The sequence below is a fragment of the Brevundimonas sp. TWP2-3-4b1 genome (genome assembly GCF_049897665.1).
Classification (GTDB): Bacteria; Pseudomonadota; Alphaproteobacteria; order Caulobacterales; family Caulobacteraceae; genus Brevundimonas; species Brevundimonas subvibrioides_B.
The window spans coordinates 26,012-49,085 of sequence record NZ_JAFCWQ010000018.1; the positions used below are offsets into that span (position 1 = coordinate 26,012).

Sequence of the window (23,074 nt, forward strand, 5' to 3'; positions counted from 1 at the left end):
TGTAGCGTCGCCGGGGGGGTGCGGAAACCGCTGCATTCTGCCTATATCGACGGATGAACGACCAGGATTGCATTCCCCATCGGGACGAGGAGAACCCGAACGAGCGCGAGCTTTCGCGCCGCAGCGGCGACTCGGCGGTCGGCGTCTGGGTGATCCTGGTGTTGATCTTCATGCTCGCCGCCGTGGTCTATGTGGTTTCCGCCCTGCTCTGACAGTCTGCGGCCTTGACCAGAGTGGCCCGCGCGGCCATTCCGCGCGGATGGATATCCTGCTGGTCGGATCGGGAGGGCGCGAGCACGCCCTGGCCTGGAAAATGCGGCAATCGCCGCTGGTCGACCGCCTGTTCTGCGCGCCCGGAAATCCCGGCATCGCCAAGGTCGCCCAATGCGTGCCGGACATCCGCGCCGACGACGCCGAGGGCCTGGCCCGGCTGGCGCGTGAGCTGAAGGTCGGTCTTGTGGTCGTCGGGCCGGAAGTTGCCCTCGCGGCCGGTCTCGCGGACCTGCTGAACGCCGCCGGCATTCCCTGTTTTGGACCCAGCGCCAAGGCGGCGCAGCTGGAGACGTCCAAGGCCTTCTCCAAGGCCTTCCTGGAGCGGCACGAGATCCCGACGGCGCATTACGGCGTCTATGATCGGGTCAAGGACGCCAAGGCTGCGTTGTCGGTGTTCAAACCCCCCTATGTCATCAAGGCGGACGGTCTGGCGGCGGGCAAGGGGGTGGCGATCAGCCCCGACCGTCGCGACGCCGAGGCGGAGATCGAGCGGATGCTGGGCGGGCGATTCGGCTCGGCCGGTTCGCGCGTCGTGATCGAGGAGTTCATGGAGGGCGAGGAGGGATCCCTGTTCGCCCTGTGCGACGGCAAACGCGCCGTCCTGTTCGGCGGGGCCCAGGATCACAAGCGGGCCTTTGACGGGGATCTGGGGCCCAACACGGGCGGCATGGGCGCCTATTCGCCGGCGCCGGTGTTCGTCGAGGCGATGGTGATGACCGCCGACCGCCGGATCGTGCAGCCGACGCTGGAGGCCATGTCTGCCGAGGGCGCGCCCTACAAGGGCGTGCTCTACGTCGGGCTGATGTCGACCGATGAAGGTCCCAAAGTCGTCGAGTTCAACGCCCGCTTCGGCGACCCGGAATGCCAGGTCCTGATGATGCGCATGGCGGGGGACATCGTCCCTTATCTGCTGGCCTGCGCGCGCGGGGACGTGTCGCGCCTGCCGGAGCCGGAGTTCAAGCCGCAGACAGTGATCTGCGTGGTCATGGCGGCCAAGGGTTACCCCGACAGCCCTCTGGAGGGCTCGATCATCCGGGGCGCGGAGCAGGACTTCGGCCCGCACGTGCAGGTCTTCCACGCGGGGACGCAGCGTCGCGAGGACGGGACCCTGGTCGCGGCCGGCGGGCGTGTGCTGAGCGTCTGCGCTGAGGGGGACGACATCGCCGAAGCGCGCGAGCGGGCCTATGCGGCGGTGCGCAGGATCGACTGGCCCGGCGGGTTCTGCAGGACCGACATCGGCTGGCGCGCGCTGGAGCGCGAGTAGCCTCTAGGCGTAGGCGAACAGCAGGCGGCCCTCGCCCATACGTTCGCGCAGCATCGGCAGATCGGTGTGGGCGGTGGAGAAGCAGCCGTAGCTGCGGCCCAGCTTGCCTTCGCGGGCGAGGAACTCCGGATCCGCATAGTCGGCGCCGTGAACGATGATGGCGCGGTCGCGGGCCATGTTGTTCGAATACTCAAGCCCGTCGAGCAGGACGTTCGGGCCCTGCTGAGCGCCCCAACCCGCGCCGGCGGTGGCGTAGGCGCCGACCGAGGACATGTAGCTTTCCGGGGTGTTGGAGAAGGTTCGGGCGAAGCCGGAGTGCTCCGGGTCCGAGCCGCGGCCGTGGCAGGTGCGGAAAGCGGTGACGCGGCCGCTGATCAGATCGACCTCGAACATGCGAGCGTCGCCGGAGAATTTCTGGAAGTCGACCAGATACATGCGGTCGCGCAGGGTGATCCTGTGGCTGTGCACGTCCAGCGCGGCCATGGCCCGGCTCATCAACTCGGGGCGCACGAGGCGGCCGGGGTCCAGCGCCGGCGGGGTGATCTGCGGAATGGGCGCGAGGGGCGGCGGCGGAGGGGCGGCGGCCAGGACGATCGGCATCTGCGCGACGGGTGCGGTGGCGCAGCCGGCGAGCATCGCCGAACCCCCCAGTATCAATCCCCGTCTCGATAGCCGCATGCGACGCCCTTCGTAGCGGTTATGCCGAAGTCATAGCTTGTTTCCCAAAATACGCCGCCGGGTTCAACCGGAGCCTTGGCCGAAAGCCACCGGCGCGTATGGTGACGCACAGTATCAGGGAGAGGTTTATGAAGTTCGTCGCAATCGCGGTCGCCGCTGTTTTCACGCTCGCAGGGCCTTCGCAGGCGCAGCAGAGCCCCGCCTCACAGGCTTTTCCCGCGAACGGGGAGACGACGTTCGTTCAGGCAGGGCGGCTTCTGGCGGACCCCGAGAGCGGTGTTGTGTTGCGCGATAAAACTCTCGTGATCGTAGGGAACCAGATCACAGAAATCCGCGACGGCTTCGTCGGCGAGGGGCCGAACGTCGTCGATCTGCGCGATTCCTTCGTTCTGCCGGGCCTGATCGACAGCCATGTTCACCTGACCTCTCAGCAGAGCCCGACCGGGCGGCTGGACGCGGTGACGCGCGACGCGGCCGACAGCGCCATGATCGGCGCCGGCTTCGCGCGGAAGACCCTGATGGCCGGTTTCACCACCGTGGCGGATCTGGGCGGCGACAACGACGCGGTCTTCGCGTTGAGGGACGGAATCCGGCGCGGGGACGTGCCGGGACCGCGGGTCATCGCCTCCGGGTCGTCGGTGTCGATCCACGGCGGCCACGGAGACATCAACGGCTATCGCGACGACATCATGCACCTGCTGTCGTCCGAGAGCGTCTGCTCGGGACCGGAGGACTGCATGAGGGCCGTGCGGACCCAGGTGCGGTCGGGCGCCGATATCATCAAGATCACCGCCACCGGCGGGGTTTTGTCCAACACGGCGGCGGGCCTGGCCCAGCAGTTCACAGACGCTGAGCTGGCCGCCATCGTCGAGGTGGCGCACCGGATGGGGCGCCAGGTGACGGCACACGCCCATGGCGCCGACGGGATCAACGCCTTCCTGCGGGCCGGCGGGGACTCGATCGAGCACGGCACCTATCTGGACGACGAGTCGATCCGGCTGTTCCGCCGTGAGGGCGTCTATCTGGTGCCGACCCTGCTGGCCGGAGACTTCGTGGCGCGGGTGGCGGCCAGTCCGACCAACTTCTTCACGCCCGCCCAGACGGCGAAAGCGCTGGAGGCAGGGCCGAAGATGCTGGACATGGCCCGGCGCGCGCACGAGGGCGGCGTCCGGATCGCGTTCGGCACCGACACTGGGGTTTCGGCGCATGGAGACAATGCGCAGGAGTTCGCGCTTCTGGTGCAGGCGGGGATGACACCGCTGGAAGCCATCCAGGCGGCGACGGTGGTGGCGGCCGAGCATCTGAGGATCGCCGACCAGGCCGGGCTGATCGCGCCGGGCCGTCCGGCGGACATCGTGGCGGTCGAGGGTGATCCCCTGACCGACGTCACGACGCTGGAGCATATGGCCTTCGTGATGAAGGGCGGCGTGGTCTACCGCGCCGAGTGAGCCAGGAAGGCCGAGAACGCCGCCTCGTCCTCGAACCGGGCGGCGACAGGCCATGAGACCACACGGGTCCGCCAGTCGGGAGGCAGGCGGACCCAGTCTTTTTCGGTTGTGACCAGACCGGCGTCGAAGACGGCGGCGCGGTCGGCGAGGAAGGCAAGATCTTCCGGCCGGTATTCCGCATGGTCCGGGAACGGCGCGAAGTCTACGAGCTCGCATCCGGCGGCGATCAGGGCGCGCTCGACCTTCCACGGCTTGGCGATGCCCGCGAACCCGACCTGGGGGCCGGGTGGCGGCGCGCGGCCGGGCTCCAGCCGGGCGATGAAGGTCGGCAGGGCTCCGAATACGGCCAGCAGTTCAGGATCGGCGGGCGGGCTGTCGCCGGGCAGCAGGACGACGACCGCGTCGGCGCGGGCGAGACCGGCGGCCAGCGGTTCCCGCATCGGACCTGAGGGGAAGACCGAGCCATCGCCGAAGGGCCACTCGTCCTCGCGAGTCTCGCCGTCGACGACGATCAGGCTGAGGGTCTTCGTCAGGGTCGGGTTCTGGTGAGCATCGTCGAGCACGAGGGCCCGGGCGCCGGCCTCGACCGCTGCGCGGGCGCCGGTGACACGGTCGACGGAGATCCAGGCGGGGGCCTCGCCGGACAGCATCAGGGGCTCGTCGCCGACGTCGGCGGCGGTGTGGTTGGCCGGATCGACGCGGAGCGGGCCGGTGAGCTTGCCGCCGTAGCCGCGCGACAGGGCGTGGGCGTCGACGCCCTGCCGACGAACCAGACGCAGGACTTCGCGGGCGACCGGGGTCTTGCCGGAGCCGCCGACGGTGAGGTTGCCGATCGAGATGACGGGGACACCGACATCGACGGGCGCGGCGCGGGCGATGCGGCGGGCGGTGGCTGCGGCCCATACCCACGAAACGGGCTTCAGCAGGGTGCGGGCGACGCGGCCGTGGCGGCCGTCGCGCTGATACCACCAGCGAGGGGTGGAAAGCTTCATCGGCGCGGCCGGGACGACGGCGGCAGAAGCGGCTGAAGCGCCTCCCACAGGCGGTCGAGACCGGCGCCGACATCGGCGGCGGCCCGGCGCGCGCGCTCACCCATGGCTCGGGCGGCGGCGGGATCGTTCAGCAAGGGCGCGACGACGCCGGGCAGGTCGCCGGGCGTGGCGACGAGTTCCAGGCCTCCGGCGGCGACGAGATCGGCGGTGACGGCCTGCCAGTTGGAGGCGTCGGGACCGGCGACTGCGGGCCTGGCCAGACGCGCGGGCTCCAGCGGATTGTGCCCGCCCCAGGGCTCGCGACCGAGGAAGGAGCCGAATGAGCCGCCCATGACCACCACATCGGCGAGGCGCAGGAACAGGCCGAGCTCGCCCAGGGTGTCGGCGACATAGATGTCCGTCTCGGCGTTCGGCTGGGCGCCACGCGATCGCAGGGCGAAGCGGTAGCCGTCGCGGGTCAGGGCGGTGGCGATCTCGGGTCCGCGCTCGGGGTGGCGGGGGACGAGGATCAGGCACAGGCGCTCGGCGAGATGGTCGAGGGCGCGGACGATGGCGATCTCCTCGCCCTCGTGGGTCGAGGCGGCGACGATCACAGGGCGGTCGCCGATGGCGGCGCTGAGGGCGGTGAAGGCCGAGGCGTCATGGGGCAGGGCGGCGCCGGAAAGCTTCAGATTCACCTGGCCGCCGACGCGGGCGCCCAGGCGGTGCAACCGGGCGGCTGAAACATCGTCCTGGGGCATGACGACGGAGAAGGCGGAGAGGAGCGCGTGAGCCGATTTCGGGAAACGGGCCCAGCCGGCGGCGGTCTTTTCGGTGATGCGGGCGCTGACGAGGGCCAGCAAAATCTTCCGGTCGCGGGCGGCGAGGATCAGGTTGGGCCAGAGCTCGGACTCGACGAAGACGCCAACTGAGGGCCGCCAGTGGTCGAGGAAGGCGGCGACCCCGCCGGGGACGTCCACGGGCGCGAACTGGTGGATCACGCCCGGAGGCAGGCGGCGGGCCAGCAACTCTGCCGAGGTTACCGTGCCGGAGGTGACGAGGACGGTCAGGTCGGGGCGGGCCTTCACGATCCGCTCGACGACGGGCAACAGCGACAGGGTCTCGCCGACGCTGACGCCGTGCAGCCAGACCAGGTCGCCGTCAGGGCGGGCGACGCCAGGAACGCCGAGGCGTTCGTCGACGCGGACGGCGTCTTCCTTGCCCTGTTTGACGCGGGCGTCGAGCAGGCGCGGGGCCAGGGGTTCCAGCATGCGGGTCAGCAGGCGGTAGGCGAGCAGAGGGAGGGTCACAGCCGCTCCAGCCCGGTGATGGCGTCGGCGCGGGCCTCTACGGCGGTCAGCCTTTCCGCCCAGGGACCGGTGACGTCAGAGAGTTCGGCGCCCTCGGGGTAACGGGCGATGTCATAGACGATGGCGCCGCGACCGAAGGGCAGGGGCAGGATGGCGCGATCCCAGCTGTTCAGGCGGATGGCTGGATGGCAGCTCATGCCGATGAACAGGGCCGGAGCGCCGGACATCCGCGCCATCAGGGGCAGGCCCTCGGCCATGACCCGCGTTGGGCCGCGCGGGCCGTCGGGGGTGATGGCCAGAGCGCCGACCTTGAGCTGTTTCAGGCCGTCGCGGAGCGCGCGGGAGCCGCCCTTGGCCGCGTCAGCCTTGTCCTTGTTGGCGGAGGAGCCGCGCACTGCCGGGAAGCCTTGCAAGGCCACGGCTTTGGCGATGAACTGGCCGTCCGGGCTGAGTGAAATCAGGGCCTTGGCGGGTTGAGCCAGGTCGAGCGGCCAGCACGCGGGACTGAGACCAATGCGCGAATGCCAGAAGGCGCAGATGACGCCGCCGCCGTCGGCCCAGACCTTTTCGGCATGCTCGCGGCCCTCCCAGGTCCAGCGGATCGTGGCGAAGCAGAGCTTCATCCAACCGGCGAGCACGAACGACAGGATGGTCTGGATGAGGGGATTGCGGAGCGGCCTCACGTCACGCGACCGTGGCGACGGCAGGGGTCCCGTCGAGCGACTGCTGTTTCGCCAGCCGGCTGTAGAGTCCGCCCTTCCTGACGAGGCTCGCGTGGGTGCCGCTCTCGACGATGCGACCGGCCTCCAGCACCACGATGCGCGTCGCATGCCGGACCGTGGACAGTCTGTGAGCAATCATCAATGTTGATCGCCCTGCCATGAGCCGTTCCAGCGCAGCCTGAACAAGGGCTTCGCTCTCGGTGTCGAGGGCCGAGGTGGCTTCGTCGAGCAACAGGATGGGCGCGTCCTTGAGGAAGGCGCGGGCGATGGCGATGCGCTGACGCTGGCCGCCCGACAGCCGCATGCCGCCTTCGCCGGCGCGGGTCTGGTATCCTTGGGGCAGGGCGGTGATGAAGTCGTGGGCAGCGGCGGACCTGGCGGCCTCGGCGATCTGGTCGGGCGTGGCGTCGGGCCGCGCATAGGCGATGTTGGCGGCGATCGTGTCGTCGAACAGGAAGGGTTCCTGGGTCACCAGGGCGATCCGGGCGCGCAGGTCCGGCAGGCTGAGCTCGCGCAGGTCGGCGCCGTTGATCGTCACCTTGCCCGAGGTCACGTCATAGAAGCGCGGCAGCAGGCTGAGCAGGGTCGACTTGCCGCCGCCGGACGGACCGACCAGGGCGACGGTCTCTCCCGGCGCGACGGTCAGGGAGACCTCCGTGATTGTGGGCGAGGCGGCGCCGTAGCTGAACGACACCTCGTCGAAGGCGATCGTCGCGGGGCCGGGCAGCAGGGCCTTGGGCGAAGCGGCCTCGCGGATCTCCGGGGCGATGTCCAGGGCGCCGAACAGGCGACGCGCGGCGGTCAGGCCTTCGGCGACGACGGTCTGCAGATTGGTCACCTGACGCAGGGATTGGCCGGCCGCCATGAGGAGGCCGACATAGGCCGCGAAGGCGCCGACCGTCATCTGGTCGTTGCGCGCCTGCCAGCCGGCGTAGGCCATGACGGCGGCGACGACCAACATGGCGACGAGGTTGGAGAAGGGGCCGGCGAAGGCTCTGGAATCGGCGGACTTGATGACGTGGCGCTGACGACGGCCGACGACCTCGGCCACCCGCGCCTGCTCGGCCGCCTCGCGGTTCTCGATCTTGATCAGGCGGACGCCGTCGAGGTTCTCCATCAGGGCGGTGGAGAGGTTCTCGGTCTCGACCATGGCGCCGGTCGTGGCCTTGCGCATCCGCTTGCCGAAACGCTGGATGACGAAGGCGATCAGCGGCGCGCCGAGCAGGACGATGGCCGTCAGCCGCCAGTCCGACCAGGCCATGAAGATCAGCACCGCGATCAGGGTCAGGCCGTGCTGGGTGTAGTTGACCACGCCGCTGGTGAAGGCCTCCCGCACCAGGTTGGCGTCGAATAGGACGCTGGAAACGAAGGCTCCGGAATGCTGGCTGCGCAGGCGGGCAAGGTCGGCGCGGATCATGGATCCGAACAGCCGCACCTGGATGTCGCCGACGATGCCGTGCCCCAGGCGATTGACGAGTGCGGCCTGGCCGAGCGAGGCCGCCGTCCAGATCAGGCCGATGCCGACGATAATCGCCGGGATGGCGACCAACGCATGCTGGGGGGCGACGACGAACAGGCCGGCCACCTTCACCGGATTGCCCAGGAACATGCCGTCGATGGCGGGCTGGAGCAGTTGCAGCACCGTGGCGGCGCTGAGGCCCGCGATCGCGGCGCAGATCATCGACAGGACCAGCACGGCCTTGCGGCGGGACAGGTAGTCGCGCCAGATGCGGCCGATCAGGGGACGCGAGGCGGCGTCCTCCTGCGAAACGGTCGGAACGGGCGAAGTCATCCGCCCGAGGTCGGACGACCTGCCCCGCAAGTCAAGGGATCACTCGGCAGGCGGCGGCAGGTCGGCGTCGGTGATCATCGCCGTGCCCTGAGCGTCGGTGACGATCCGGGCGGGCGCCACGGTCGGGTTGGCGGGATAGGTCTGGCCGTCGAAGGCCAGCAGGGCCTCGCCCTCGCCGGTCATCACGCCCAGGTCCGGGCGGCCGTTGCTGGAGGTCGACAGGACCCGGATCGGGGTCTCCACTATGGTCGTGCGGCCGAGCGGAACCAGGTTGTCGCCTTCCCCGCCATAGACCAGCAGGGTGCAGCCCGCGTTGCCGCAGTGGCTGGGGAACAGATAGACGAGGGTGATGCGGTCGTCCCCGTCGCCGATGCCGCGCGCGACGTAGGTAAGGGTGTCGCCGTCGCCTTCGGCCGCCTGAACCGCCCGGTCCACCGCCGGGTCCGTGACCGGCGAGGCCTGGACGGCCGCCGCTGCGGCCACAGGCGCAGCCGAATCGGCGGTCGTCGCGGCGGGAGCGGACGCAGGCCCGGCAGCCGGCTCAGCGCTGCAGGCCATCAGGGCGAGCGCGACCAGCGGGGTCGGGAGAAGGCGGGACAGGATCATGGGTTCACCGATCAGGCGCGACGCCAGGTCGGCGATGCTACGGCAGAACGATGCACGGGATGACGCGCGCTGTCGCCCCCACTATGTCTGACGCGATGAGCCGATTTGATGTGAGCACGGAGGCCGGTCGCAAGGCGGCGGAGCGGGACTTCTTCTGGAACGACCACGCCTTCCTGCGTCTGGCGTTTTCGAACGCCCACTGGATGGGGCCCGATCTGGTGCGGACCAACCAGCCGTCGCCGCGACAGCTGGAGGGTTGGGCGAAGCGGGGGATCAGGACCGTCATCAACCTGCGCGGCGAGCGGGACGAGGGCTACTACTGGCTGGAGAAGGCGGCGTGCGAACGGCTGGGCCTGACACTGATCGATGCGCCGCTCGATTCGCGCGATCCGCCGGGCAAGGACCGGGTCCGCCGCGCGAGGGACCTGTTCCGGAGCATCGAATACCCGGTGCTGATCCACTGCAAGTCGGGGGCGGACCGGGCCGGGCTGATGGCGGTCTTCTATCGCCACTTCCATCTGGGCGAGCCGATCTCGAAGGCGATGACCGAGCTGTCGAAGAAATACCTGCACAGCCGCGAGGGGTTGACCGGCGTGCTGGACCACTTCCTTGAGGCCTATGTGAACGAGGTCGAACCGACGGGGGTCGATTTCATGGAATGGGTCGAGTCCGACGCCTATGACCCCGAGGCGATGCGCAGGGCATTCCGCGCCAACTGGTGGGGCACGTTGCTGACCGAAAAGCTGCTGAGGCGGGAGTAGCCCCGGCCTCCCGGCCCTAGCCCCAGGGGCCGGTCGGCTTGCGCTTCTGTTCGGGCGTGACGCCGTTTTCCGCGTCGAGCCGGGCCTTGCGGTCGGTCTCCCACTGGCGGAACCAGCGAGCGTAGCCGCGCTCTCGACCGAGCACGATCAGCCATAGGGCCAGGGTGGCCAGGAGGCCGACAAGGGCGGCGATCTGGGCCCCATCGAGCGTTGTGCCGAACAGGTTCACGATGGCCGCTCCGCAGGAATGGCGTCGGCCGGGACCGGTTCGACGGTCACGGGCGGCGTCGGCGCCGGGGCATTGGCGAAGGGATCGGCCTCGGCGGCGTTGGCCGGGGTGACGGGGTCGTTCCAGGCGGTGTCCTGGTCGACGACGATGTCCTCTCGGGTCGCCGGACGACGGGTGGCGAAGGCGACGATGCCTACGCCCAGCGCCAGCAGGGTCAGAACGATCAGGGTCGGGATCATGTGAGCGCTCCTCAGTTGACGCCAACCTACCCGGTAAGAGCGCTCGCGTCCCGGCTGCGGTTCCCGGTGCGACGATCAGGCCTCGCCGCGCGGGTCGATCATGCGGTGCGCGTGCAGGATGAAGAAGCGCATGTGGGCGTTGTCGACGGTGGCCTGGGCCCGGGCCTTCCAGGCGGCCTTGGCCTCGGCGTAGTTCGGAAAGGCGCCGACGAACTCGACCTTGGCCAGGTCGCGGAAGACCGGGGCGTCGAGGTGGCGCAGCTCTCCGCCGATCACGAGGTGAAGCAGTTGGGGATCGGCGGCGTTGGGGGCGTCGGTCATGGGGCGTGTCCGGGAGGAGCGGGGATCAGGTCGCCAGCGGGATAGGCGTTGTGCGCCGCAGGATCAACGGGTGCAGGGCTGGCGCGGAGCAGACGAGGCTGGCCTGGCGCGGGTCCGGGCGGTTGAACAGCCACGGCTGGCCGTGGTGATCAGAGACGCTCGCCCCGGCCTCGGCGGCGATGAGGGCCCCGGCGCAGACGTCCCAGTCCCATTTGGGCGTCAGGGCGATGGCCGCGTCGAAGGCCCCGGAGGCGACCAGAGCCATGCGGTAGGCCAGGGCGTTCCGCTTCTCGTAGCGCATCGGCGGCCACGGCTCGGGCCAGTGCGGCCCTTCCATCAGCCGGGCGTCGGCGAGGACGGCGGCGTCGTCCAGGGCATCCACGTCGGAGGCCGAGATGGGGCGACCGTTGAGACGGGCGCCGCTGTCCAGTGTCGCCTCATAGGTCTCGCCGGTTGCAGGGACATGGATGACGGCGGCCACGGGCCGGCCGTCCTCGACCACGGCGATGGGCACGCACCACCAGGGCTGGTTCTTCATGAAGGCGACGGTGCCGTCGATGGGGTCGACGACGAACAGGCGGCGGCGCGACAGGCGCTCGGCCGTGTCGACGGTCTCTTCCGACAGCCAGCCGTAGTCGGGGCGGGCGGCCAGCAGGGTCGCCTTCAGCATGTCATCGACGGCGAGGTCGGCGTTGGTGACCGGGGAGCCGCCGTCCTTGTGGGTGATCTTCAGGCCGCGATCGCGTTCGGCCTCGGCAAGGGCGCCGGCGGCGCGGGCGGCGTCGAGAATCAGGGCGAGATCGGCGGCGAGATCGATCATTTGCCGGCGATGGCGACGCAGTCGATCAGCAGCGACGGGCTGTTGAATCCGCCGCGGAACTCCAGGTCCGATCCGGGCACAAGGCGCATCCACAGATCGGCCAGGTTTCCGGCGACGGTGATCTCGCTGACCGGATACGCCCGCTCGCCGTTCTCGAACCAGTAGCCGGACACCCCGGCGGACCAGTCGCCGGTATTCGCGTTCAGCGACGGGCCGAACATGCTGGTGACGACCAGACCGGCTCCCGCCTGGCCCATCAGACCCTGCAGGTCGACGTCGCCGGGGCTGAGGTGCAGGTTGTGGGTCTGCACGCCCGCCGGGCCGACGAGGCCTCTTGAGGCGTGACCGGTGGTCTTCAGGCCCAGTTGGGCGGCTGCCGATGAGTTCAGCAGCCAAGTGGTCAGGACGCCGTCGTCGACCAGGTTGCGACGCTCGACCGGCGAGCCTTCATCGTCGAACGGGGTGGAGGCCATGCCCCGGATGCGGAACGGGTCGTCGATCAGGCTGAGGCCCCTGGGCAGAACCTGTTCGCCCATCCGGTCCTTCAGGAAGGACTGGCCGCGCGCGATCGAGGGGCCGGAGATGGCGCCCAGCAGGGGTGACAACACCTGGGCGGCGACGCGGCGCTCGAAGATCACCGGTGCGGTGGTCGAGGCGATCTTGCGCGGGCCGATCTTCTCGACCGCACGGCGGCCGGCCTCGGCGCCGATGCCGTCGGGGCCGGGCAGGTCGGCGAGCCAGCGGGTCGAACGGCTCTCGCCGCCGCGCTCCATGGCGCCGTCCTTCCCGGCGATGACACCGACGCCGAGCGAGAACCCGGTCGCGGCATAGGCGCCGTCGAAACCTTCGGAGGTGACCAGGCGCCAGCGGCTGGAGGCCGTGCTGGCGTGGCCGCCTTCGGACCTCGAGACACCGGGGACGGCGAGGGCGACGGCCTCGGCTTCACGGGCGACCTGTTCCAGTTCGGCGGCGGTGCGCTCTGACGGATCCGACAGCTGCAGGTCCGGGAAGGGGCCTCGGGCCAGTCCGGCGACGGGGACAAGGGCGGCCCAGGGGTCTTCCGGGGCCAGCCGGGCCATGGCGACGGCGCGCTCTATCAGGCGGGCGCGAGTCGCGGCGCTGAGGTCCGAGGCAGAGACGGTCGCCTGACGCCGGCCGATGAAGACCCGCAGGCCCAGGTCGCGGCTCTCCTCGCGCTCCACATCCTCGAGGGCGCCGTTGCGGACGCCGACGGAGAGGGAGGCGCGTTCGGCGGTGGCGGCCTCGGCGGCGTCGGCCCCGGCCCGAAGGGCGGCGGCGACGACGTCTTGCAGGAGATCAGTAGCGGAAAGGCTGTCAGGCATGGCCCGATATGGCGAACCCGGACCGCCCCCGCAACGGGCCTAGAAGGGCTGGCCGTGAATGAAGGCGTGGACGATCAGCATTCCGGCGGCCGTGATCAGGGACAGGAAGGTAAGCACCATGCCCGCGAGACGGCCGGGTGTAGGTTTGTCGGCGGCAAGGCCCGTGGCGTGCAGCAGTCGGCCCAGGAACAGGGCTCCGCCAACGGCGTGGACGGCGTAGGCCGGCAAGCCGAGCAGGGTCAGGACGGCGAGCGCTCCAATCCCGACAGGAATGTACTCGGCTGCATTGCCGAAGACGCGGCAGGCGAGGGCTACGGCCGGATTGCCGCCGTCGCCCAGAACCACCCGATGCTTCTGACGCGCCATGATCACCTGAACTGACAGGATCACGAGCAACAGGATCATCAGGCCGCTCCAGAGAGCGGCGGCTTGTGCGGCGGTCATGTCGGCCATGGGTTCTAGTCCTCCCGTCCGACCGGATAGAGTCGGTAGTGGTCATCATAGAACGGGGTTCGCTCGTAGAACCACGCCAATCTGGCGTCGCCATTGACGGCGAAGGCGGGCTCGGCGGCGACCTTGGCCTCGAACGCGGCCTTCAGCGCCGGATCGGCCGCCATCATGGCCTCGGCCAGGGGCGCGATGGCGTAGCCCTCGATATATTCGACGCGACTGAGGATTTCCGGGAACAGGCCCCAGGCGAAGAAGCTCTCGCTCGACTGGGGCTCCAGCAGCAGGACGGCGATGTCGCCCAGCGGCTGGTCTGTCGGCACCCGGACCGAGCCGGGGGCGAAGGTCCAGTCGCGACGCTCGGGCGTGACCTCGGTGACGGTCGCCTGGACATGGCCTTCATTGGGTCGCGGCGCGAGGATCGGGTTGTCGAGGTGCAGCATCTCGACCGACACGGTGCGAGGCGCGGCGAGCGTCTCCATGGTCAGGCCGTGGATCCGCAGCCGCTCGATCAGGTCGGTGCGATAGGCGGGGACCCAGTAGGCCGTTGGGCGATGCAGGCGGATGCCGGGGCGTGAGCCGTAGTAGGGCAGCTGCCACAACTCGGGGTCCGGGCGGCCCAGCCAGCGAACCTCCTGGCGACCGGAGGCCGGGCTGTCCCAGGTTTCGTAGAGCACGCCCTTGAAGGCGCGGGTCTGGTGCGGGACGGGGTCGGATTCAAAGTTGGCGAGCACCTCGGCGGGACGCAGCGCTCGGTCGGCGGCGATGGCGGCCCGCAGGGGCGTGACGTTGTCGGCGAGCAGGCGCAGGCTGGCCTCGAGGAAGACGTAGGTCCCCAGGACACGCTGCTCGTAAGGCTTCAGACTGTGGTTCTCGATCAGGATGGTCGGGACGTGGGCCGCGTCGCCCCAGCCGTTCGAAAACCGTTCGCCCAGCCCTCCGTCGTTCAGGCCGGCGCGCGGGTTCTGGTCGTCGATGCCGAAGACCAGCGGGCCGGGGATATGGCCCTGGTCCTCAAGCGCGGCGTTCATGGCGGGCTTGAACACGGTGTCGAGCCAGCGGGCGCTGGAGGGCGAGCGGCTGAAGGCGTCGAACTCGCCATTGAAGCCGTAGGTCACGTCGTACTGGTAATCCATCCCGTCGGTGACGTGGATGTCGAGGTAGAGGTCGGGCTCGAGACCGTTGATGTAGGTCCGCAGGGCCCGCATCTCCGGCTGGTCCAGCTTCAGGAAGTCGCGGTTGAGGTTCTGGTTGGTGCCCGTGTTGCGCCAGCCCTGGATGCGGGGGCCACGCTGGTTCGGGCGGCTGTAGGGTGAGGCGCGCTCGTGGCCGTCGACCGACAGGATGGGGATCAGGACCAGATTGGCGCGGTCCAGCAGGTCGCCCTTTGCCCCGAAGGCGATGTCGCGCAGCAGCATCATGCCCGCGTCCTTGCCGTCGATCTCTCCGGGATGGATGCCGGCCTGGGCCAGCAGGACGGGCTTCGACGGATCGAGGGTCGCGCCGTCTCTGGAGGCGATCACGGCGTAGATCGGGCGGCCCTCCGGCGAGACGCCGAACTGTTCGATGCGAATCAGATCGGACGCCGCGTCCAGCCGGTCGAACCAGGCGCGGGTGGCCGCGTAGTCGGGGCTGAAGTCGTGCGCCGGATCGCGCTCGAAATCGGTGATCCAGGGGTTGGAGGCCTCGGCGATCAGCGCCCGGCTGGCTCCGTTCCACTCCAGCGCCGGCGGCAGGAAGGGCTGGTCCCAGGGGGCGGTATTGGGTCGTGACTGGGACATGGCGGGACTCGACGCGAGGACCGCGAGGGCGGTCAGGATGAGGACGGTGCGCATGGGTCGTTTCATCTGCTCCGAGGTCGTTGCTGGCAAGCTGTCATCCGGTCGGCAGCGACCATCCGCCGGCCGCGATCAGGGCCACGCCTGACCGCGCCACATTGAACATGCTGTAGGCGACCAGGACGATCAGGGCGCCGACGGCGACGCGACGCCAGGGTGCGAAGGCCGCCGTCGCTGTCCCCAGGCTGAAGACAGCGAAGCCGATCCATAACCGCGGCGAGGACAGGGAGGCGAAGCCCGCATCCGCCAGCATGAGGCAGATGAAGATGGTCACGACGATCAGATTGGCCGCGAGGATGCAGGTAAAGATCAGGCGCCGATGCGCCCAGAAATGGGTGTCCAGATCGATCCGCTCCTCGACCCCTTCGGCCGTCACGCGCGGGAAGGTCACGCTGGCGGCGACGTAGAAGGTGGCGGCCACGACGAGGCCGACGAACAGCAGGGCCAGGTTGAACGGCGCGCCCCGAAAGATGGTCCAGGCCTGGCTCCAGAAGGTCGCCACGTCCATGGCCACGAACAGGGCCAGCAGCGGCGTCAGCCAGCCGAAGCGTACGCGCTGACGCTCGTGCAGCACGCGCGAGAATCCTCCGACCAGCTCGGCCACCGACAGGCCTAGCAGAAGGCCATAGAAGCTGAAGAAGAATTCAAACGCGCTCACCGAGTCCCCCGACCTTTGCGGGAGGGACGCTAGCGAAGGCGACGGGGGCGGTCACCCCCGCCCGACGATCAGCCGCGACGGTCGCGCTTGCGCGTGAGGCGGTCGACAGTGCCCTGCTCATCGGCCAGTCGGCGGCGCAGGCCCGCGAGGCTGGCCGTCTCTTCCGGAGTGGCGGCGGCGTTGGCCTCGATGGTCTCGATCTGTTGCTGCAACTCGAAGGTGGCTTCTTCGGCGGCGAAAAGCCGGTCTTCCTCCCGCGCGGTCAGGGCGGGGCGGGTGGCCTCGCGCAGACGGCGGGTATCGCCGTTGCGGCCGGCCAGAACCTGGGCGTCCGCCGGAGCGGGAATGGCGGCGGCTATCGGGGCGGCGAAGGCGATGGCGAGGGCGAACGCGGCGAACTTCATGAAGCAGCTCCGACAGTGAAGCCGTGATGCTATGCGCAAGGTTACGCCACTGTCATGCGAAAAGCGCAATCCGGACACATTTTGTGTTGCGGTGCAGCATGTCGGAGATCGGCCCTCCGGGACTCCGCGAACTCGCGCTCGAACAGGATGATCAGGTCGTCCCGGCGGCCGGCGTGGAGCGTGTACTGGCGCTGTTCAATGACCGCGGAGTCATTGAACCGCCCTCGTGAAGTCCATGATCCAGTTGGCTTCCCAGGTCGCGCCCTCGTCATAGGAGAAGATCTGGGTCCAGCGCGCGGTCTCGGCCGTGATGTCGGACCAGATATAGCGGGCGAGGATAGGGCGATCGCCGTCGCTGTCAGGCCCCTCCAGCACGCAGCCGCCATCCTCAAACCGCCCGCTGACCGGCGGCTGGAGCTGGCCGTTGAGGCTGCTGATCCACCAGATGGACCAGACGCCCCGCTCCAGATCGAAGCTGCGCAGGGACATGCCGATCCAGCCTCGATCCGGGCAGGCAATCTGTTCAACGTTGACCAGGCCGTCGAGGCGCGGCTCGCAGAAGGCGGTGGAGGCGAAGGCATCCCAGTCGTCCGCGCCGACGCCGCGCGTCTTCAGCCGCCGGTTGGCGATGGTCCAGTGACCGTGGATGAAATCGAAGTCGTGGACGGCGGGCGGGTAGGCGACGGTCATTTTGGAACTCCTGCGGCGATGACGCAGGGATAGGCCGGATAACCTGTCATTGGATGTCAGGATTAATTCGCTAGTGTCACGAGATGCGCCAGAGCCGGTTGTTGTCGATCCTGCTGATCCTCCAGACCCGGGGACGGACGACGGCGAGCGCCCTGGCGGCCGAGTTCGAGGTCTCGGTGCGGACCATCTATCGCGACATCGACCAGCTGAGCGCGGCCGGGGCGCCCGTCTATGCCGACCGGGGCCGCGAGGGCGGGTTCCAGTTGCTGGACGGCTACCGCACCCGGCTGACAGGGCTGACCGACGCCGAGGCCGAGACCCTCTTCCTCGGCGGGCTGGCCGGACCGGCGGCGGCGATGGGCTTCTCCGAGGCCCTGATGACGATGCAGTTGAAACTACTGGCCGCCCTGCCGCCAGAGCGTCAGGCGGCGGCCGAGCGGATGGCCGGGCGGTTCCACCTCGATCCCTCGGGCTGGTACCAAGGCGAGACGGGCGGGGAACGCCTGCCCGAATTGGCCCAGGCCGTCTGGAGTCAGCGGCGGATCTCCGTGCGTTACGAGCGCTGGAGCGGGCCGGTGGACCGGACGCTGGAGCCTCTGGGCCTGATCCTGAAGGGCGGCGTCTGGTATCTGGGGGCGCGGCCGGCGGGCGAGGCGAAGGCGTGGCCCCGGACCTATCGCGTGTCGAACATCCTGACGCTGGAGGTCGCCGAGGACGGGTTCGAGCGGCCGGAGGGCTTCGACCTCGCGGCCTGGTGGGCGGCGGCCTCGGCGCGATTCGAGGCGGAAGTGTTCACCGGCGAGGCGCGATTGCGACTGACGGCCGATGGCTTGCGGCGGCTGAGGCGGCTGGGCTCGGCCTATGCGGCGATCGTGGCGGCGACGGAGATGCCCGCCGCCGACGCTTGGGTCGAGGTGACCGCTCCGATTGAGTCGGTCGCCCACGCCACGAGCGACTTCTTGCGGCTGGGAGCCGAGGCCGAGGTATTGGCCCCGCCTGACCTGAGGTCGGCGATGCGCCGAATGGCTGAACAGTTGGCGGCGCTCTATTCGGACTGACGGCTTACGAGGGACTCCAGAGAGAGACGCGCCACAGGCTGTGAGCCGCCAGCAGGGCCAGGCCGATCTGGTGCGCACGCAGGTTCCGCCAGAAGAACAGCACGATGAGCACCGTCCACTGGGGAACGAGGCTCGTCGCGAGGTCGAACAGGCCGGGCTGGTCGCCCTCGGAGAGGTTCATCAGCAACGCCGTCAGGCGACTGACCATCACCGCTCCGATAAGCGAGCGGGAATGGGATATGTAGTGCGCATCAAGCCGACCCCCGCTCGCATCCCGCGGGAACATGCCGACGCTGATGAAGACGTAGGGCACGGCGACGCCCAGGGCGGCGAACAGCTGAATCTGATTGATGATTTGCGTTTCGGCGCCGCTCCAGGCCGCCAGCCACACTCCGACGGCGCTGAACAGGATCAGCGCGCTGAGCAGGGGCACGCACCATCCGATCTGCAGATCGTGCCGGTCTCGCCACATGGCCCCGAACCCGCCGGCGGCGTTGGCCACGGCTAGGCCCATGATCAGGCCGTAGAAGTTGAAGAAAAATTCGAACGCGTTCATCTCAAACCGTCTCGGGCGTACCCGGCGCCAGACCGAGCAGGATGAACAGGTCCAGACCGCCTGCGAGATACCAGGCGATCATCACCAGCAGCAGGATGGCGTTGATCCGGCGGTTGCGGACCAAAATAGGGACCAGCGGGAAGAGAGTAACCACCAAAAATACTAGGGTCATGCCGGGATTGGCGGATACCAACGCTAGGAACGTGTCCCGATCCGGTCCGACAAGCGGAAGAAACAGGTTTCCGATGGTGTTGGCCATGGCGATCCCGCCAAGGATGAGTGGCTTGCGGCGGTCGTAGTGATCATCGAGATCGTCGGTTTCGCCGACCTTGTCCGGCTAGATCAGACCTGCGGCGACGTAATAGATGCAGGCGACGATCAGGCTCAACAGTATCTTGGGGTAGCCGACGATTCCGTCCCGGGTGTTGTACTGGGCGCCGCCCCAGAAGTTCGCGAGGTCGAGCAGGACCCAGATCGTCAGCAAGGGCGTCAGAAGTCCGATCCTGGGGCGATCCTCGGCCCGCACCACCTTCAGGACGCCGGACAGCACCTCGACCACGGCGAGGCCGAGAATCAGGGCGTAGAAGCTGAAAAAGATCTCGAACGCGCCCAATACCGGCCCTCCCCGGCGCGATCAGGCGGCCACCCTATTTCCAGATCGGTGTTCCGTCACCCGGCAATCCGAGCCGGTCCCACATATCCGAGACCCGCTCCACGACCTCGGCGTCCATGCGGATTTCCTCGCCCCATTCGCGTTTGGTCTCGGGCGGCCATTTGTCGGTGGCGTCGAGGCCGATCTTGGAGCCCAGGCCGCTCTCGGGGCTGGCGAAGTCGAGGTAGTCGATGGGGGTGTTCTCGATCAGGGTGATGTCGCGGGCCGGGTCCATCTTGGTGGCCAGGGCCCACATGACCTGTTTCCAGTCGCGGGCATCGATGTCGTCGTCCACGACGATGACCCATTTTGTGTACATGAACTGTCGCAGATAGCTCCAGACGCCCAGCATCACCCGCTTGGCATGGCCCGGATAGGCCTTCTTCATCGACACCACGGCAATGCGATAGCTGCATCCTTCTGGCGGCAGCCAGAAGTCGGTGATCTCCGGGAACTGCGCCCGCAGCAGGGGGATGAAGACCTCGTTCAACGCCTCGCCGAGCACCGAGGGCTCGTCCGGCGGGCGGCCGGTGAAGGTGGTCAGATAGATCGGGTCGCGGCGCATGGTGATGGCGCTGACCTGGAACACCGGGAAGGTCTCGACCGAGTTGTAGTAGCCGGTGTGGTCTCCGTAGGGGCCCTCGGGGGCGTGCTCGTTCAGCAGCACATGGCCCTCCAGCACGATCTCGGCCTGGGCCGGGACCATCAGGGGCACGGTCTTGCAGGCGACCAGCTCGGCCTTGGCCCCGCGCATCAGACCGGCGAACTGGTATTCCGACAGGGTGTCGGGCACGGGGGTGACGGCGGCCAGGATGGTGCCGGGGTCGGCTCCCAGCACGACGGCGCAGGGCAGGGGCTCGGTCGGGCGGGCCTTCTTGTGGCGGGCATAGTGTTGCGCTCCGCCCCGGTGGGCGAGCCAGCGCATGATGGCGCGGTCCTTGCCCAGCACCTGCATGCGGTAGATGCCCAGGTTGAAATCGTCCTCGCGATCGTCCGAGGGCCCCTTGGTGACCACCAGACCCCAGGTGATCAGGGGGGCCGGCTCGCCGGGCCAGCAGGTCTGGATCGGCAGCTTGCCGAGGTCGATCTGGTCGCCCTTCAGGACGATGTCCTGGACGGGTGCGGACTTGACCACCTTGGGCCGCATGGCGAGCACCGACTGGGCCAGCGGCAGCATCTCCATGGCGTCGGACAGGCCCCGCGGCGGGGTCGGGTTCTTGAGGAAGGCCAGCAGTTCGCCGACCTCACGCAGTTCGGCGGCGGTGGTCCGGGATTTCTTGTCGAGCGTCACTCCCATGGCCACGCGTTTGACCGTGCCGAACAGATTGGCCAGCGCCGGGATCGGGCTGATCGAGCCGTCGGGCATGACCGGCTTTTCGAACAGGACGGCCGGGCCGCCGTTCCTCAGCAGCCGGGTCTGGATCTCGGTCATCTCCAGCACGGTCGAGACCGGCTCGGACACGCGGACCAGTTCGCCGCAGGCCTCCAGCTGGGCCATGAAGTCGCGCAGGGATTTGTAGGCCATCGGTCGCTTTCGGCTGGGCGGTCAGGGCGCCTGCCTAGGACGGCGTGACGGAACTGTCACCCTTGCCAAGGGCGCTCAGGCCGCGGTCCATCGCCGCGACGATCAGCCCGAGAACGAGGAAGAAGGCCAGCAAGGCGGTGAAGTTCACGCCCGCCCGAGCCCAGCCGAGCGCGCCGATATCGATGAACCAGTAGGGATACCAGCCGACCAACTGGCCGTGGATCACCGTCCAGAGGCCGTAGAGAAGGGGGTAGGCGAGCCACTTCACCGGGTCGATCCAGCGCAGCCGCCCCTTGGGCACGAACAGCAGCCAGTCGAGCACGAAGGCGATCGGCATGACGGTGTGCAGCACCTGATTGACGTAGACCAGCAGCCCCTGAGGGTTCCAGGTCGCGTCCAGAAGGGTGTGATAGATCAGGCCGACGACGGCGATATACATGGCCACGGCGGCGCGGACCCCCTCGCTGGCCGTCCAGCGGCCGATGCGACTGTCGGGGAACAGGGCCGGAGCGGTCAGGGCCAGGGCGACCAGCAGATTGGTCAGCACCGTGAAATAGCTGAAGAAGACGACGGTCGAGCCGAAAACGGACCGCGTCCCCGCGTCCAGCGACAGCGCGTACTGGGCGAGGAGCCCGACCCAGCCGACAATGGCGAACAGGATACGCCAGCCACGCGCGGCGCCGTGCATCCCGTGGAGCATCAGTAGGCCGGGGTGTCGGAGACCAGGGCCCACATCGGCAAGCGCAGGCGGTTGGTGGCGGCGGCAATCTGGAGCGAGGTCAGATGGGCGCGGCCGGCCTCGGCGAGGCGCTCTTCCTGGGGGGTCATCTTCAGGGCCTCGGCGACGGCATCGACATCTACGCCGCGCTGTTCGCGCCAGCGTTTCAGGCGGGCCCCGACTGCTGCGTCACCCGGATCGATGCCGGGGAAACCGAGAACAGAGCCCATGGGTCGCCTCCTCGCGCGCCGATGCTGGCGCGTCCGGGCTCAATCCTTGTCCCATTTGAAGTCCTTGTCGAGCCAGTCGCCGAGGCGGCCGTCGGGGCGGGCGAGGGCGTGGATGCGGGCCATCTCCTCGTCGGCGAGCTCGAAATCCCAAATGTCGAAATTCTCGGCGGCGCGTTCGGGCTTCTGCGTGCGCGGGATGGCGATGACGCCCTGCTGCACCAGCCAGCGCAAGGTGACCTGGCCGTTGGACTTGCCGTGGGCGCGAGCGATCTCGCCGATCACGGCATCGTCCGCGATCTTGCCTTGGGCGAGCGGTGACCAGGCGGTGATCGAGGAGCCGAGGTCATCCGCCGTGGCGCGCAGGCTCTTCAGCGACAGATAGGGATGGTATTCGACCTGGTTGGTGATCAGCCGGGCAGGCGACAGGCGCTGAGCCTCTTGGAATTGACCGGACGGGAAGTTTGAGAGGCCGATCGACCGGGTCAGACCAGCGTCCTTCGCGGCGTTCAGCGCGCCGAGGGTCTCGGTGAAGGTCGGGGTGGTCTTGGGCCAGTGCAGCAGCAGAAGGTCGGGGGTGAAGCCGAGGCTCGCGGCCGATTCCTCGGCCTGACGCAACAGGGCGTCATGCTCGAAGTGGGCGACCCAGATCTTGGTGGTCAGCCAGATGTCTTCGCGCGCGACCCCCGAATCGCGGATGCCGTCGCCGACGGCCGCCTCGTTCTCGTAGATCCAGGCCGTATCGATGTGGCGGTAGCCGATGCGCAGGGCTTCCGCCACCATTCGGCGCGCGTCGGCGGGCTCAAGTTGCCAGGTGCCGAAGCCGAGCTGGGGAATGCTAAGTCCGTCGATGGTCAGGGACAGTTGTTCGGACATCGGGGAAGGCTCCGGCCAAGTATCGGGGAGGTCGGATATGGGGGGCCTGGATCGGGACGCCACCCTTCAGGCGATGTAAAAGTCGGTCTTCGACACGGTCTTCGGGTGTCATGGCTCCGACCCCAGCCGCGGATGGCGCAGATGAAAAAGGCCGCGTCCCTTGCGAGACGCGGCCCTGATCGGTTTGAAAAGGCGTGAGGCCTATTCGATGTCTTCGTTCAGCAGGCCGACCTTGTAGAAGCCGTTCTTCTGCAGGTCATTCATGACTTCCATGAAGGCGTTGTAGCGGACTTCCGGCTCGGCGCGGACGAACACGCGCTCCTCCTGGCAGGCAGGCGAGCCGCCGCCCAGGGCGGCGCAGACGTCCACGGCCAGGGTATCGATCGTGGTCTGCTGCTCGGCGATGAAGATCGAGCCCGTGTCCTGGATCGTGATGTAGACCGGTTCCTTGGGCTCTTCGCCGGTCGGCGGCGTCGCCGGCGGCAGGTCGAGGCGGATGGAGACGGTGGCGAGAGGTGCGGCGACCATGAAGATGATCAGCAGCACCAGCATGATGTCGACGAACGGCGTGACGTTGATGTCCGCGTTCTGGGAGATGGTCTTGCCACCTTGTCCGGCGGGACCTGCGAGCTTGGAGCCCATGCGTTG

Annotated in this window: 29 protein-coding genes; 5 read left to right on the forward strand and 24 right to left on the reverse strand. The window is 68.6% G+C overall.

The window, feature by feature from the left end:
* Positions 1–53 precede the first annotated feature (53 nt).
* Both ACP7A5_RS13270 and purD read left to right on the forward strand, forming a co-directional pair.
* The gene (locus ACP7A5_RS13270) at positions 54–212 is read left to right on the forward strand and encodes a hypothetical protein (protein ID WP_426042351.1); all 159 of its coding nucleotides are present in this window, start codon (positions 54–56) and stop codon (positions 210–212) included.
* Positions 213–259: 47 nt separating this feature from the next.
* Positions 260–1,537, forward strand: a complete 1,278-nt coding sequence (gene purD / locus ACP7A5_RS13275) for a phosphoribosylamine--glycine ligase (protein WP_426042352.1) — start codon at positions 260–262, stop codon at positions 1,535–1,537.
* A 3-nt stretch (positions 1,538–1,540) separates the two neighbouring features.
* Here purD and ACP7A5_RS13280 read toward each other — a convergent pair whose 3' ends face one another.
* Positions 1,541–2,173: a murein L,D-transpeptidase catalytic domain-containing protein gene (locus ACP7A5_RS13280; RefSeq protein ID WP_426042353.1), complete on the reverse strand. Its 633-nt coding sequence runs from the start codon at positions 2,171–2,173 to the stop codon at positions 1,541–1,543.
* Positions 2,174–2,343: 170 nt separating this feature from the next.
* Here ACP7A5_RS13280 and ACP7A5_RS13285 point away from each other — a divergent pair, with 170 nt between their 5' ends.
* The gene (locus tag ACP7A5_RS13285; protein WP_426042354.1) at positions 2,344–3,663 is read left to right on the forward strand and encodes an amidohydrolase family protein; all 1,320 of its coding nucleotides are present in this window, start codon (positions 2,344–2,346) and stop codon (positions 3,661–3,663) included.
* Here the strand turns inward: ACP7A5_RS13285 and lpxK are convergent.
* Genes lpxK through ACP7A5_RS13310 form a run of 5 tightly spaced genes read right to left on the reverse strand, consistent with a single transcriptional unit; the run spans position 3,648 to position 9,064 of the window.
* Positions 3,648–4,655 carry a tetraacyldisaccharide 4'-kinase gene (gene lpxK / locus ACP7A5_RS13290; RefSeq protein ID WP_426042355.1) on the reverse strand — a complete coding sequence of 336 codons (1,008 nt, stop codon included), beginning with the start codon at positions 4,653–4,655 and terminating at the stop codon, positions 3,648–3,650. The genes ACP7A5_RS13285 and lpxK overlap by 16 nt on opposite strands.
* Positions 4,652–5,944 carry a 3-deoxy-D-manno-octulosonic acid transferase gene (locus ACP7A5_RS13295; RefSeq protein ID WP_426042356.1) on the reverse strand — a complete coding sequence of 431 codons (1,293 nt, stop codon included), beginning with the start codon at positions 5,942–5,944 and terminating at the stop codon, positions 4,652–4,654. The genes lpxK and ACP7A5_RS13295 overlap by 4 nt, the downstream gene beginning before the upstream one ends.
* A complete protein-coding gene (locus ACP7A5_RS13300) occupies positions 5,941–6,627 on the reverse strand; it encodes a lysophospholipid acyltransferase family protein (protein ID WP_426042357.1) in 687 nt (228 codons plus the stop codon). The genes ACP7A5_RS13295 and ACP7A5_RS13300 overlap by 4 nt, the downstream gene beginning before the upstream one ends.
* Before the next feature lies 1 nt (position 6,628).
* Positions 6,629–8,458, reverse strand: coding sequence for an ABC transporter ATP-binding protein (locus ACP7A5_RS13305; protein WP_426042358.1), 1,830 nt, complete (start codon positions 8,456–8,458; stop codon positions 6,629–6,631).
* Between the two features lie 39 nt (positions 8,459–8,497).
* Entirely contained in the window at positions 8,498–9,064 is a 567-nt protein-coding gene (locus ACP7A5_RS13310) for a hypothetical protein (protein WP_426042359.1), read from the reverse strand.
* A gap of 95 nt (positions 9,065–9,159) precedes the next feature.
* Here ACP7A5_RS13310 and ACP7A5_RS13315 point away from each other — a divergent pair, with 95 nt between their 5' ends.
* The gene (locus tag ACP7A5_RS13315) at positions 9,160–9,825 is read left to right on the forward strand and encodes a fused DSP-PTPase phosphatase/NAD kinase-like protein (RefSeq protein WP_426042400.1); all 666 of its coding nucleotides are present in this window, start codon (positions 9,160–9,162) and stop codon (positions 9,823–9,825) included.
* A 16-nt stretch (positions 9,826–9,841) separates the two neighbouring features.
* Here the strand turns inward: ACP7A5_RS13315 and ACP7A5_RS13320 are convergent, their stop codons facing one another.
* From ACP7A5_RS13320 to ACP7A5_RS13365, 10 genes are all read right to left on the reverse strand, one after another.
* Positions 9,842–10,054, reverse strand: coding sequence for a hypothetical protein (locus ACP7A5_RS13320; protein WP_426042360.1), 213 nt, complete (start codon positions 10,052–10,054; stop codon positions 9,842–9,844).
* Entirely contained in the window at positions 10,051–10,293 is a 243-nt protein-coding gene (locus ACP7A5_RS13325) for a hypothetical protein (RefSeq protein ID WP_426042361.1), read from the reverse strand. Before ACP7A5_RS13325 ends, ACP7A5_RS13320 begins: the two co-directional genes overlap by 4 nt.
* A 75-nt stretch (positions 10,294–10,368) precedes the next feature.
* Positions 10,369–10,614 carry a DUF4170 domain-containing protein gene (locus ACP7A5_RS13330; protein ID WP_426042362.1) on the reverse strand — a complete coding sequence of 82 codons (246 nt, stop codon included), beginning with the start codon at positions 10,612–10,614 and terminating at the stop codon, positions 10,369–10,371.
* A 25-nt stretch (positions 10,615–10,639) separates the two neighbouring features.
* Positions 10,640–11,434 (reverse strand): 3'(2'),5'-bisphosphate nucleotidase CysQ, encoded by a 795-nt coding sequence (locus tag ACP7A5_RS13335; protein WP_426042363.1) that lies wholly within the window; start codon positions 11,432–11,434, stop codon positions 10,640–10,642.
* The gene (locus ACP7A5_RS13340; RefSeq protein WP_426042364.1) at positions 11,431–12,777 is read right to left on the reverse strand and encodes a TldD/PmbA family protein; all 1,347 of its coding nucleotides are present in this window, start codon (positions 12,775–12,777) and stop codon (positions 11,431–11,433) included. The genes ACP7A5_RS13335 and ACP7A5_RS13340 overlap by 4 nt, the downstream gene beginning before the upstream one ends.
* Positions 12,778–12,816: 39 nt before the next feature.
* Complete coding sequence (locus ACP7A5_RS13345) at positions 12,817–13,230, reverse strand: MAPEG family protein (RefSeq protein ID WP_426042365.1); 414 nt, start codon at positions 13,228–13,230, stop codon at positions 12,817–12,819.
* Between the two features lie 5 nt (positions 13,231–13,235).
* Complete coding sequence (locus ACP7A5_RS13350) at positions 13,236–15,059, reverse strand: M14 family metallopeptidase (protein ID WP_426042366.1); 1,824 nt, start codon at positions 15,057–15,059, stop codon at positions 13,236–13,238.
* A 40-nt stretch (positions 15,060–15,099) separates the two neighbouring features.
* Complete coding sequence (locus ACP7A5_RS13355) at positions 15,100–15,720, reverse strand: hypothetical protein (RefSeq protein ID WP_425990051.1); 621 nt, start codon at positions 15,718–15,720, stop codon at positions 15,100–15,102.
* Positions 15,721–15,788: 68 nt separating this feature from the next.
* Positions 15,789–16,124 (reverse strand): hypothetical protein, encoded by a 336-nt coding sequence (locus ACP7A5_RS13360; RefSeq protein ID WP_426042367.1) that lies wholly within the window; start codon positions 16,122–16,124, stop codon positions 15,789–15,791.
* A gap of 210 nt (positions 16,125–16,334) precedes the next feature.
* Entirely contained in the window at positions 16,335–16,814 is a 480-nt protein-coding gene (locus ACP7A5_RS13365; protein WP_426042368.1) for a DUF1579 domain-containing protein, read from the reverse strand.
* 101 nt (positions 16,815–16,915) lie between these two features.
* Between ACP7A5_RS13365 and ACP7A5_RS13370 the strand changes: the two genes are divergently transcribed.
* Positions 16,916–17,872: a helix-turn-helix transcriptional regulator gene (locus ACP7A5_RS13370; protein ID WP_426042369.1), complete on the forward strand. Its 957-nt coding sequence runs from the start codon at positions 16,916–16,918 to the stop codon at positions 17,870–17,872.
* A gap of 4 nt (positions 17,873–17,876) precedes the next feature.
* Here ACP7A5_RS13370 and ACP7A5_RS13375 read toward each other — a convergent pair whose 3' ends face one another.
* From ACP7A5_RS13375 to ACP7A5_RS13410, 8 genes are all read right to left on the reverse strand, one after another.
* A complete protein-coding gene (locus ACP7A5_RS13375; protein WP_426042370.1) occupies positions 17,877–18,428 on the reverse strand; it encodes a hypothetical protein in 552 nt (183 codons plus the stop codon).
* Position 18,429: 1 nt separating this feature from the next.
* A complete protein-coding gene (locus ACP7A5_RS13380) occupies positions 18,430–18,687 on the reverse strand; it encodes a hypothetical protein (RefSeq protein WP_426042371.1) in 258 nt (85 codons plus the stop codon).
* Positions 18,688–18,765: 78 nt separating this feature from the next.
* On the reverse strand, positions 18,766–19,041 hold the full coding sequence (locus tag ACP7A5_RS13385; RefSeq protein WP_426042372.1) for a hypothetical protein: 276 nt from the start codon (positions 19,039–19,041) through the stop codon (positions 18,766–18,768).
* A 34-nt stretch (positions 19,042–19,075) separates the two neighbouring features.
* Complete coding sequence (locus ACP7A5_RS13390; protein ID WP_426042373.1) at positions 19,076–20,605, reverse strand: UbiD family decarboxylase; 1,530 nt, start codon at positions 20,603–20,605, stop codon at positions 19,076–19,078.
* A gap of 34 nt (positions 20,606–20,639) precedes the next feature.
* Positions 20,640–21,305, reverse strand: coding sequence for a Pr6Pr family membrane protein (locus ACP7A5_RS13395; RefSeq protein ID WP_426042374.1), 666 nt, complete (start codon positions 21,303–21,305; stop codon positions 20,640–20,642).
* Complete coding sequence (locus ACP7A5_RS13400; RefSeq protein ID WP_426042375.1) at positions 21,305–21,553, reverse strand: XRE family transcriptional regulator; 249 nt, start codon at positions 21,551–21,553, stop codon at positions 21,305–21,307. Before ACP7A5_RS13400 ends, ACP7A5_RS13395 begins: the two co-directional genes overlap by 1 nt.
* A gap of 39 nt (positions 21,554–21,592) precedes the next feature.
* On the reverse strand, positions 21,593–22,426 hold the full coding sequence (locus ACP7A5_RS13405) for an aldo/keto reductase (protein WP_426042376.1): 834 nt from the start codon (positions 22,424–22,426) through the stop codon (positions 21,593–21,595).
* A gap of 201 nt (positions 22,427–22,627) precedes the next feature.
* Entirely contained in the window at positions 22,628–23,068 is a 441-nt protein-coding gene (locus ACP7A5_RS13410) for a biopolymer transporter ExbD (RefSeq protein WP_426042401.1), read from the reverse strand.
* Positions 23,069–23,074: the final 6 nt, after the last annotated feature.